The sequence below is a fragment of the Lacinutrix sp. YIN62 genome (genome assembly GCF_057219185.1).
In genome coordinates, this window is sequence record NZ_JBXVVH010000001.1 from 327,063 (window position 1) to 339,165 (window position 12,103).

The 12,103-nt window shown below is 27.7% G+C and carries 10 protein-coding genes; 4 read left to right on the top strand and 6 right to left on the bottom strand.

Translation table 11 applies throughout. The features are described 5' to 3' along the window. Positions 1 to 21 precede the first annotated feature (21 nt). The 6 genes from AC2D8I_RS01425 to AC2D8I_RS01450 all read right to left on the bottom strand — a co-directional run bounded on the left by AC2D8I_RS01425 (position 22) and on the right by AC2D8I_RS01450 (position 4,196). Positions 22 to 891 (bottom strand): tetratricopeptide repeat protein, encoded by an 870-nt coding sequence (locus AC2D8I_RS01425; RefSeq protein ID WP_484704202.1) that lies wholly within the window; start codon positions 889 to 891, stop codon positions 22 to 24. Positions 892 to 971: 80 nt separating this feature from the next. Continuing rightward, positions 972 to 2,000: a hypothetical protein gene (locus AC2D8I_RS01430; RefSeq protein WP_484704203.1), complete on the bottom strand. Its 1,029-nt coding sequence runs from the start codon at positions 1,998 to 2,000 to the stop codon at positions 972 to 974. A gap of 47 nt (positions 2,001 to 2,047) precedes the next feature. After that, complete coding sequence (locus AC2D8I_RS01435) at positions 2,048 to 2,224, bottom strand: integrase core domain-containing protein (RefSeq protein ID WP_484704204.1); 177 nt, start codon at positions 2,222 to 2,224, stop codon at positions 2,048 to 2,050. 30 nt (positions 2,225 to 2,254) lie between these two features. Beyond that, complete coding sequence (locus AC2D8I_RS01440; protein ID WP_484704205.1) at positions 2,255 to 3,109, bottom strand: phospholipase D family protein; 855 nt, start codon at positions 3,107 to 3,109, stop codon at positions 2,255 to 2,257. 318 nt (positions 3,110 to 3,427) lie between these two features. Then, a complete protein-coding gene (locus AC2D8I_RS01445) occupies positions 3,428 to 3,631 on the bottom strand; it encodes a hypothetical protein (protein ID WP_299222585.1) in 204 nt (67 codons plus the stop codon). A gap of 7 nt (positions 3,632 to 3,638) precedes the next feature. Further along, positions 3,639 to 4,196, bottom strand: a complete 558-nt coding sequence (locus tag AC2D8I_RS01450) for a hypothetical protein (RefSeq protein WP_484704206.1) — start codon at positions 4,194 to 4,196, stop codon at positions 3,639 to 3,641. A gap of 1,321 nt (positions 4,197 to 5,517) precedes the next feature. On the opposite strand from AC2D8I_RS01450, the gene dcm reads away from it, so the two are divergent. From dcm to AC2D8I_RS01470, 4 genes are all read left to right on the top strand, one after another. Beyond that, positions 5,518 to 6,756 carry a DNA (cytosine-5-)-methyltransferase gene (gene dcm / locus AC2D8I_RS01455; RefSeq protein WP_484704207.1) on the top strand — a complete coding sequence of 413 codons (1,239 nt, stop codon included), beginning with the start codon at positions 5,518 to 5,520 and terminating at the stop codon, positions 6,754 to 6,756. Between the two features lie 65 nt (positions 6,757 to 6,821). Then, a complete protein-coding gene (locus AC2D8I_RS01460) occupies positions 6,822 to 7,532 on the top strand; it encodes an Eco47II family restriction endonuclease (RefSeq protein WP_484704208.1) in 711 nt (236 codons plus the stop codon). Between the two features lie 559 nt (positions 7,533 to 8,091). Continuing rightward, the gene (locus AC2D8I_RS01465; protein ID WP_484704209.1) at positions 8,092 to 9,342 is read left to right on the top strand and encodes a putative phage abortive infection protein; all 1,251 of its coding nucleotides are present in this window, start codon (positions 8,092 to 8,094) and stop codon (positions 9,340 to 9,342) included. A 6-nt stretch (positions 9,343 to 9,348) separates the two neighbouring features. Continuing rightward, positions 9,349 to 11,718, top strand: a complete 2,370-nt coding sequence (locus AC2D8I_RS01470) for a GmrSD restriction endonuclease domain-containing protein (RefSeq protein ID WP_484704210.1) — start codon at positions 9,349 to 9,351, stop codon at positions 11,716 to 11,718. Positions 11,719 to 12,103 lie beyond the last annotated feature (385 nt).

Genomic DNA, 12,103 nt, shown 5'->3' on the forward strand with positions numbered 1-12,103 from the left:
CGCTTATGTTGTTGGCAATAGTTATTTTTTATTCCAGTTCTGTTCAAATTGGTCGATATACTGTAAGTATCTTTTGTTTTTAGTCGAATATTTTCTAGTTAATTCAGCCCATTCATCAAATTTATTTTTATTCCTCAGTTTAAAATAGGCTTGAGCCATATTAACTGACATTTCACTTTTTTCAATGTTGTTGTCTGACATTTTAATTCCTTTCCGATATGTTCTTTCGGCATCTTCTACTTTATTTAAGCCTAAATAGGAAAAGCCTAATTCTCTAAAAAAGTAATAATTTTCAGGGTTATTCGCAATTGCTTTTTCCAAAATTGGAATTGCTTTTTCAAATTGTCTCAAATGATTGTAAGCAAATGCTAATTCAAATTCAAGTCCATCAAAATGAGGGTCAATTTCATAAGCCATTAATAACGGTTTTAGAGCTAATTCACAAGCGCCAACGTGGTTATAGTGATAGCCTTCTTGTTTTAAATAATCCACTTGGTCGGAACTTTCTTTATAAATAGATAACCAATCGGGTTCTTTAAGTAAATTCAGCGCAGAAATTTGATTTTCGGTCAAAACAGAAACCAAACTCGTATTTTGTCCAAGTCGATATTTCATAAATCCTACAGTCGAACCTGGTTTGATGTTGATTAATTCTTGCTCTTTTATTTGAAATTCGCTTTTGTAATTAAAGGTAAAACCTGCTTGATTGTCCAAATAAATAAATCCATAAGCATAAGTGGAATCAGTATCTTTTTTTGGAAAGGCAACCCATTTATCAACTGCGTTAAAATACTTTGTATCAAATTTAAATTCAATCAGATTATTTTGTGAAAACCCAATATTTGAAATTAATATCAGAGCTAAAATGGTTATTTTCATTGTTTGTTTCATAATATTCGTTAAGGGACATAGTTTACACCAGTTAAAGATTCGGGTTTACACTACATTAGTTTCTAAGCTTGTTGATAGATTTATAGTTCATTAGATATTTCTCGCAATGGAACATCTTTATTCGTTTTCTCTTCTTTTTTCTTTTTCTTTAATCGTTTGAGATACTCTTTTCTTGTCAAATATTCTAAAACCACATTTAAATGAAAGGATTTTTCATGGTACTTAAGTTTTGAATTTCTTATAAAGTTATTGGAGTTGTTCAATATTATATTAATATCTAGATCATTGTATCCCTTTTTATCCTCTAAGGAATACTTTGTTTTAAACTTAGCGCTCCAATTGTGATGGATAAGAATAATTTTATCATCCTGTTCTATAACTATGGTTGCTATCTCTTTAGGTATTTTGTTGTCATGTTTGTAGATGCTCTTTCTTTCGTTAGGCATTAAATGACTATTTCTATCTATTAAATATTCTGGAACTTTAATATATCTAGATTGCGAAGTATTGAATTTGTCTTGTTTCAGTTTAATTTTATCTATTGGATTATACTTGGTATTATTTACCGCCCATTTGCTATGTTTAATTGTTCTATCACCTTGATACATTTTTAAATCAACATTATATTTTTCCATAAGGCTTTTATAAATACAATAAACCTTTTTATTCTTGTAAATAGTAGTCATACCATAAGCTATGTTGCTTATTCTGATTGATTTTAATAGATCGTTTTTAAAAACAGGACGTATTTCATATGCATCATGAACATCACCTTTCCATCCAGCAGGCATAGTTCTACAATATGGAAACAAATAGTATAACTTATCTTCGCTTCCTATTCCCGTTTCGTTAACAACATTTTTAACTTTATGAACTATACCTTTAACAATTAATTTTTCTGTTATTTCGTTAAACTTTGATTTTGAAATATCAGAATTATAATCTAAAAAGAGTTTTGTCTTAATTAAACTATCTTTTTTGATTAAAGGAGGTGCTGTTATCAAATTCCTAGATGGTGGCTGAGTGTCATTTTTGTTATTCTTTTCTTTTGTAGAAAAATTACATGAAAAAAGTAAGAATAAAGGTATTATGTATTTAAATGATTTCATTTTTATAATGTCTCGCCCTAAAATATGGCTACAGATTAAGATTGATTTTAAGCTGATAATTTATATACCATATTCGGTGTTTTAGAGACTAAAGATAAATGTAATCTTAGTGCGTTGTATAAATTAATTGTGTTTTTTGTAGCTCTTTTCGCTTGTGTTACAGTAGCAAAGGTTTTGTCGAGATAAAATTTATCTTTTAAGATGCCGTTTACCCGTTCTGCCATGGCGTTTTCATAGTAGTGTGTTTAGTGCTTTTACATTATCGGTTTCCTCATTGTTGTTTTTCCGTTAGATGCTTTTCCTGTTTTGTGACAATATTTTTCAGGGAAATTCTCATTTCCATATTCGTTCCATATTTTCCACGATTCTTTAGCCATTGGCTGTTTTGGATTGAACTTTATTTTTTTACCTGACCGAATACAAAATCCGTGTTCAGTTTCTCGTTCAGTTTCTCGTTCAGGTCTGATGTCAGCTTTTGAGCCTAACTCCAATTCTTCTGGAAAATCATTAAGTCTTTTGTTTTCAAGCTTCTTGTTTCTTGAAAACCCGTAAAACTTGTCGGTCGAGTCAAATAGAATATCAGATTTTATATAGTTTTTCCCTAAATTGATAATCCATTTTTTAGTCTCAAAAACAGGTCTTTTAATAAACACGACTTCGTTGTTTTCTGCAATCTCCATACATTCATTCCAAGCATCATTATCAGTAGATTGTTTAAACTTATCCAAAATACTTTGCTGTGAATAGACTCCAAACTCAATATTATTTTTAAATGAATAATCGTAAAGATTTATTGATGTTATAACTCCTTGTTTTTCATTTCCATAATATTTTGCGTGTAAATTCGGAACGTAAATTATGCTAACATTCAAAAACTTTTTGAAATAGTCAAAATCAGCTTTACTCATACTTTTTCGGACAGCTTTTTCATTCTTTCCGAATACTAAAGTCAAATGTATTTTTGGATTGTTTTGGTGTTTGTCAAAAAGCGCTTTAAAATAATCATCGAGCTTTATAAAAGGAGAAACAATAAGTAATCTACTTTCAGTTTCCCAAATCGTATTGTAAATGGCATCTTCCAATTCTTTGCCAGTAATAAATTTACTCATTTATTATAACGTTTGTTTTTAGGGACATGGTTTACACCAGTTAAAGATTAGAGGTTACACTACATTAGTTTCTAATCTTGTTGGTTGTTGTTTATTTTTAAGCTCGTTTTCATGCAAAGCCGCCCAAAAATACGGTTCTATAAAAGACTTTCCAAATGTCTTTTTTCTATAGTGGGTTTTGGTTTTTTTTAAATGTTTTTATACATAATCGTGTGAAATATGTAGCCTTTTTTAGGGCGTGTCACACTTATTATATGAGCTAACGAAAGATAGGGGAGAATGGTCCCTTTGCAATATTTTTAAATTCTAGTAAAAATTTCAATTGTTATTACTACCAAAATAATAACCGATTATTACTCCAATAATACCTGTAAACAATGAAGCCGTTTTATCTATAATACTCATCCACTTTTCGGAATTACCAGGGTAACCTGTCAATTGTGCTATTAATGGATAAATTATGACGATACCAATAATTAGTAAAAAGCCAATAACTAAAATGGTTGCTAACCGATGTCTCATTTTATTTTTATCCATCACAATCTTGTATTAAAGTTCTTAGTTTATTTAGTCCATTTCCGATCTCATTAGTTTCTTGGAGCATCCCTATTTTTTTTTCTAACGAATCGAAGTATTTTACTGTACATTTTATTTGAGATGGATTAGAATAATTAATTGAGAATATTTCTAATAAATAAGCATCTCCACCAAAAACATTGCTTCTAATTCGTCTTAAATAATTGTAAAACCATATTTCATTGTTATTTTCATTTTTTCTAAATAACTGATATTCTGAAAAATTATCACGGATTAATTGCTCATAGTCACATATAACATTATTTTTAGGAATATTGCTCTCATCTGAAGGGTCTGTTTCTGAAATTTGTTGAACTGGAATTTTATATGCTCTATTTAATAATTCTTTTTCTTCTATAGCCAAATTAAGTTTTATTGTAGTGGTGTTTAATAAAGCTCTAGTTTCTTTTTGCTTAGCATCTAAAGCAACCCACTTTTTTTGTGATATACACCCATTAAGAAATATAAAGCTTAGAAATAACAGTAATAATTTATATATTCTAGATGTCATAAAATCTATTATTTACGCGATTAAAAGTATTTATTAAATTAACAAAAATTAAATTTATTACGAAAGGAATACTCGTATAACATTTTAAAACACTAAAATGATTAGTTAAAAAAATGGTTTATCTTTTATGTGGTTAAGCGAGAAGCTAAAATGTTTAATTATTCAAATATGATGCAAAATACCGCTTAAAAGCGTGATTCCGCTAATTGGGCTTGAATGTTCTGTATTATGTCACTTAAGTTTTGCTTAAATCGATTATATAATTTTTAAGGATTTTGCGAATTTCTTCCCGTTGAATTGGTTTAATCGTTAGAAAGGTCTAGTAGTCCTTTTTAGTGAACGAATACGCCCAGTGGTGCTTTTTTACACCATGGTTTCTTAACCTGTTTTTTTTACAAGGTTAATGAATCCCATATTTACAAAATTTAGCTAAAAATGTCTACTAGACATTTTATTAACGCCAAATAGTCTAAAATATAGCGAATGAACCGTAAATTGTTTCCAAAAATTTATGCTGCCTTGAATTTTTGTTTAGCTCCCGCGTTTATATTTTTATGGAGTTCGTGAATCTCCTTAGGTCGATTTCTTTTTTTATCAAGACAAAAGATAATGAAACACGAAAAAGAAGATTGATTGAAGTTCTATATATAACAAGTGCATAGAATTTTATTTTTACTCACATCTTTAATTATTTGCAGAAACTTCAAATGTGTTCGTGAATCTCGTAAAAAGTCGATTTCTTAAAATTTATGCTCTTGTGGCAAACTTACGAGAATCGTCTAAAATTTTTTATTACGTATTTTATCGAATACGAGATTTTTAATACAACGCAAAAAGGTTAGCTTTTATTTTGGCGTTCGCAAGCGCTAGATAATTATTCGCATCATTTCTATTTTAAAATATGGTGCTCATGAATACTTCGTATTTGTGTTATAAAACAATCGAGTGTTTTTATAAGCAGTAATTTTATATCATAATGTTCTGTGTTATGTCACTTGAGCTTTGCTCAAATCTATTATATCATTTTTTTAAGGATTCCGCGAATTTCCTATCGTCGATTTGGTAAAAAGCGAAAAGGTCTTTACCCCAATTTTCTTGGTTCTTTTCTTTTCAAAAGTTTCTTTAACAATGTAATGGAATACGCTTTCCCTGAAGCGACGATAGGAGTGACGTGGGAATGTGTATGGAATGGATTGATATTTTCTTACACAAATATTTAAAAATCAAACTGTTAAAATATTTTTATTGAAATACATTTTTAAGACCGTTTATATTTCAATTTTTATTTTATATTTGTAACCAATGTATAAGGTTGTGTTATATGGTTACAAAAGAATATTATTCGTTAAATGAGGTTTCTCAAATTTTAGGAAAAAGTAAAGAAACTTTAAGACGTTGGGATAGAGAAGGTAAGTTTCCTGCTGTACGAGAACCTATTAGTCAATATAGGATTTACAAAAAAGAACAAATTAACACACTTCTAGAACAACTATCTATAGAATACGAAGATACAATAGATAATTCTGTAGCACCAATTAAAGAGTTTAAAGTTTTAGAATTATTTGCAGGTGCTGGAGGTTTAGCTGTTGGTTTAGAAAAAGCAGGTATTAAATGTGTTGCTTTAAATGAAATAGATAAATGGGCTTGTCAAACTTTAAGAGAAAACAGACCAAAATGGAATGTTTTAGAAGGAGATATCAAGTCTTTTGATTTTACAGAATATAATAATAAAGTTGATATTGTTACAGGAGGTTTTCCTTGTCAAGCATTTAGTTATGCAGGAAAAAAATTAGGTTTACAGGATGCAAGAGGAACTCTTTTTTATGAATTTGCACGAGTAGTAAAAGAAGTGAATCCACTTATTTGTATTGGAGAAAATGTAAAAGGGTTATTATCTCACGAAAAAGGAAAAACTATTGAAGGTATGATTTCTATTTTGGATGAAATCGGATACAACGTAGTGCCTGTACAAGTTCTAAAAGCAATTAATTATAGAGTTCCTCAAAAGCGAGAGCGTGTAATATTGGTTGGAATTCGAAAAGATATTGAATTGAAATATGAATACCCTACACCTCATAATAAGATTTATAATCTAGTTGATGCACTTAAAAAAGGAGAATTATATGATTGTAATGTGCCAAAATCTGAAGGTTCCAAATATCCTGAACACAAAACAAAGGTATTAGATTTAGTTCCTCAAAAAGGATATTGGAGAAATTTACCTTTAGATATTCAAAAAGAGTATATGGGAAAAAGTTTTTATTTAGGAGGTGGGAAAACTGGAATTGCTCGTAGAATCGGTTGGGATGAACCTAGTTTAACCTTAACTTGTAGTCCTGCCCAAAAACAAACAGAAAGATGTCATCCGGAAGAAACTCGACCATTTACCATACGAGAATACGCTAGAATACAAACTTTTCCCGATAACTGGAAGTTTATGGGATCCGTTTCACAACAATACAAACAAATTGGGAATGCAGTTCCTTGTAATTTAGGGCAAGAAATAGGATATTCGATAGTTAAGTTTTTAAATGAATATTATTCAAAATTACGTAAATAAGGATCTTTAATTCAAAGTGTTTGATAAATATTAAGAAATGATTAGATTAGTGCAAATTTTAATCTATGCCCTATTTAAATTGGATATCTGATGCAGATCTCATAAACCACACTCAAGATTTATTATTATATGCACAAAAAGCCCGTGCTAAAAAGAAAAAAGAGTTTCATAAAAATGTAATTGACCCCATTCAAGCTATTTTTGAAATGTCAGGATTTGCATTAAACAGAGAAGATTGGAAAAAAGCGGAATTTGAAAGGCAGGTTGGTAAAGCTGTGCAAAACAAAATTGGATTGTATCATCAGAATATATTAGGAAGTGTAACTAATTGGGATAATCTTCGCACAGGTAATATTGTCGATTTAAAGTCAGACCCTAATCGGATAATTGCTGAAGTTAAAAATAAACATAATACAGTAACAGGTTCAAAAAAAGTTGATGTTTATGATCAACTAGCAAATTTGGTAATGCCAAATACAAGTGTATATAATGGTTACACAGTTTATTTCGTTAATATTATACCAAAGAATAGCACACGATACAATAAACCATTTACTCCTTCGGATAATACAACTAAAACAAGTAGACCTTCAAATAATTTAATCAGAGAAATTGACGGAGCTAGTTTTTATCATTTAGTTAGTGGAGAACAATCAGCATTGAGGGATTTATATCTTGTTTTACCTGATGTAATTCATAATATTTTAGGTACGAACCAGTTATCAAATGTAGATAAATTTGCTTTATACAGACTTTTTTCAAAAGCGTATAGTTAGAAATAAACATTTAACTATAGTATCAAATTTATAGTTCTAAAGTTTCTTGAGAATCGCGTATTTAAAAAATGTTGAAGGATTATACAGAATATTAAAATTATACGAAAAACAAAAACGATGAAGTTTAATGCCCCAAGTACTGCAGTTTATTGTGTGTACAAGATTTCCTGGGATATTTTACATAATACTACATTATAGCTACACATCTAAATTATTCTAACGAAGCCACAAATTGGCTTTTACATAATGGCTGTCGATATAAAACACTAGCGTGTTATTATATCTGCAATTATGTAAAATGCAAGCATCCGCCAATTTGCTATATAAATGTACTATAATGTTCTGCGTTATGTACACTTTGCTTTGGTAAAAAGCATTTTATATACACAAACAGTTATTTCATTTTTTTCTTTCTAAAAGCTTCTTAAAAATGTAATGGAATACGCTTTACCCGAAACGACGATAGGAGTGAAGTGGTAATGTGTATGGAATGGGATTAAATATATTATGATTAAGTTTTAACTAAAATTTATGGTATATTTATTTTTTTAATTTTCTAATGGAAACTACACCAAAACAAGATAAGAATAACACTTTATGGATAATTATAATACCAAGTATTATAGCTTTAATTCTTGCTATGATACTTTTTTTATGGAAACGTAAGTTCTTAGATTTTGATACAACTGTAGACTCAGGAATGCTTGGTACGTTGGGTGATTTTGTAGGTGGTGTAATTGGTTCTATTTGGGCTTTAGTTGGAGTTATTTTATTCTATTTGGCTTTAAAAGAGCAGAGAAGAGATATTGCTACAAATCAGAGAGCTCTAGCTAAACAAATTGAAGCATTAGAAATACAAACTAATGAATTTAAGTTGCAAAAAGATGAATTAATTGAATCACGAAAAGTATTTATCGAGCAGTCAAAAACATTAAAAAAACAACAATTTGAATCTACATTTTTCTCAATGCTTAAAATGTATAGTGATAATATCAGAATTCTAAATTCAAGATATTCTGATGGGAAAGATTATTTTATTGAATTCATAAAAAAATTATCGTCCAAAGTTAAAGTAACTAATAAACCTTTAGTAAATCATAAAAAAACTGTAGAAGCTTATAATGAACTCTTTTTTGATTGTAGAGATGATATCTCTCATTATTTTAGAATAGTCTATAGACTTGTGAAATTCGTAGATAACAGTTCTATGAATGATGAAGATAAAAAATTGTATTCTAAAATATTACGTTCTCAATTTTCTGAAAAGGAACTTCTTATACTTTATTATAATTCATATACTGTTTTTGGAACCAAATTTTATCCTTTAATTTTAAAATATAACCTATTAAAACACTTACCTAATGATTCTAAAATTGAATTTAAAAAATTGGTTTGTAGTAAAGTTAAAATGGATTTTAATAGACTTTTATTCGTAGAAAAAGTATCTAATTATTTAAAATTATACTTCGATGAGTTTAAACAATTAATGAAACAAGAATTTATCAATGAAGAAGATTTTCCGCTTGAAAGGTCTATAAAGGAAGAAGATTCATCAATGATAATTCACATTATAGCAGATGAATTAACAGAAATAAAGATTTCTTTTTTGAATATAGATAATGATATTATAAAAGATAAATATGATTTAGATTTAAAAGGCTTTATGCGCTATGTTTTACATCATTTATATCATAAATTTATTTTTGATACTTACAATGATTCTGAAGAATTAGATTTTAATATCTCAAAAGAATTAAATTCAAACAATATCAAATATTTAATTACTAGTAATAAAGGAGTTTCATTATAAATAATTATGGAAAATAAATCGGTAACATCACAATTGTCTCAAAAAGAGTTTGAAAGCATTTTTAAAAATAATATGAAAATATCTTCATATTCAATGTCTATTAAAACACTATTTAGCGATAGAATGCAAAAAAAGATTGACTATAATCCATATTATCAGAGGAATTATGTATGGGATAGAGCAAAAGCTACTTTTTTTATCGAAAGTATATTATTAGGTACTGATATTCCTCCTTTAATTTTCTTTAATTCAGGAGGAAAGATAGAGGTTATTGATGGTAGACAACGTTTTGAAACTATGAAAAAATTTAAAGAAGGTGATTTATCTTTAAATATAAAAGGACTTTTAGAATTACCTCAATTAAAGAATAATACATTCAATAAACTTGATGATGATATACAGGGAATATTTCAAGATGTTAAAATAAGAATTTTTGAATTTGAAGTAATTAATGAACCTAAATTGACTGAATACCTTGAAGATAAAATTAAAAAGGAAATATTTAGAAGATATAACTCTGGAATTACAGCTTTAAACACTTCTGAAATAGACAATGCTGTTTATGATGATGATAAAATTACAATTGAATTCAAAAAAGTACTTAAAAAAGATAAAGAATTAACTATCAAAATTACTGAAACTTTTCTTGGTAAAAAATTTAACGATAAGGATATTGATTTCTCTAAAATCTTACAATTATTAAGAAAACATTTTGTTTTAACAAGTTTTCCTATTTCTCATTATGCAAGAACAAATAATAGACAGAATACACTTAAGCTTTTGTATGACGTTGTTCAAGAAAATAAAATTACTGATTCTTTTTTAGTCACTGATTTTTTTGATAACATTAAATTAGTATTAACGTTAAAAGACTATTTTCAGAAAAATGGATTAGAAGGCAACAAAACCTTATATGAATGTATATTATGGGCAATTTGTATTCTGAAAATTGAAGTTTCTCCTGAATTGAAAAAATTCACAGAAGAACAAAAAAAGAAACTTCTAAATCATTATATAAGCAATAAAAAAACTTATAGTACTGATTTTTATCATTATTATAGTGAAATAATTAATCGGTTCAATGATACTGCATTAATTTTTAAAGATATTTTCTCTTTTGATTATAAGGATTATATAAGAGATGAAAACTTTAATGAAAAAGTAAAGTCTTTAAAGCAAAGTGAAAATCAAGCTAAACTAAAGTTAGATGAGCTTTCCACTTTAAGGGTAAATAAACCTGACCCGTCATTTATTCCAGTTGAAGAATTAATTAATGATTTAGAAACTAAAAGATACTTAATAAGACCTACTTACCAAAGGCAAGAACGAATTAATGAATATAAAGCTTCAGCAATAATTGAAAGTATAATTTTGGGAATCTATTTACCTCCAATTTTCATTTATAAGAATAAGAATGGTGTTAAAGAAGTAATCGATGGACAGCAAAGAATGTTATCTATTTTAGGATTTCTTGGAAAACAATATTTGAATGAAAATAATAAACTAGTTTTCTCTAAAAACAATAATTATAAACTTCGTGGATTAAAAATTATTAAAGAGATTAATGGTTCAAGATATAGAGATTTAGATGAAAATGATTACCAAGAAAAGATTTTAGATTTTAAGTTACAATTAATTGAAATTGATAGTGCAATTAATGAAAATTTTCAACCTGTTGATTTATTTATAAGATTAAACAATAAGCCTTATCCTATTAAAGAAAATTCATTTGAAATGTGGAATTCTTTTGCTGATAAAGAAACTATAAAATTAATTAGAGAAATAACTCAAAAGTACGTTTCTTGGTTTTATATAAAAAGTACTGATAAAAAGTATTTTATAGATAGAATGGAAAATGCTGAATTAATAACAATACTATCTTATATCAATTACAATAATAAATATAGAAAAGATTATAATAGTGTTGGGTATTATAATAGAAAAGATAAAATCACAGGTAGAATTGGTGACAAAAAAGATGTATCAAGTATCATCGAAAGGTTATCTGTAAATGTTCTGATGAAAGAGAACTTTATTAAATCTGTAAAAGAAATTGAAATATTTATAATGTTATTGTCAAAAATTTTAGGAGAAGGAGAAGGAGAACAGGACTTAAAAGAAAAGTTAAATGATTTATTTGATATAGGAAAAGCTAAAAGGTCTAAAATTGACTTTTATCTCCTTTATGATTTATTAGAAAACATACCTATTGATAAATATAAACTCATAAAAATGAAAGAGTTAGATAATGATATTTCTCTTTTATCATCTATACTAAAGAATACGAATGGGGAAGAAATTAATGATAATTACAAGCAGAATTTTTTATCTATAAAAGATAAATTAGTTTCAAAATACCAGAAATTAATTGATTAGAATATTTTTCAGAAACTGCTAATACGCTATACATTATGTTAAATAGAAGCTAAAATTAAAAAAAAACGGCCTCAGAAAATTTTGGTAAAAACAATAGGAGAAATGAGCGTGTATATTTTAGGCTAGACGAATACAATTATCCAGTGAATGATTTGATTTGGATACAACACTTAACTTAAATTTCGCTGGTAATCGTATTTAGCTAAAAATGTCTACTAGACATTTTATTAACGCCAAATAGTCTAAAATATAGCGAATGAGCCGTTAAGTGTTTCCAAAAGTTTATATTTTTATGGAGTTCGTGAATCTCCTTAGGTCGATTTCTTTTTTTATCAAGACAAAAGATAATGAAACACGAAAAAGAAGATTGATTGAAGTTCTATAT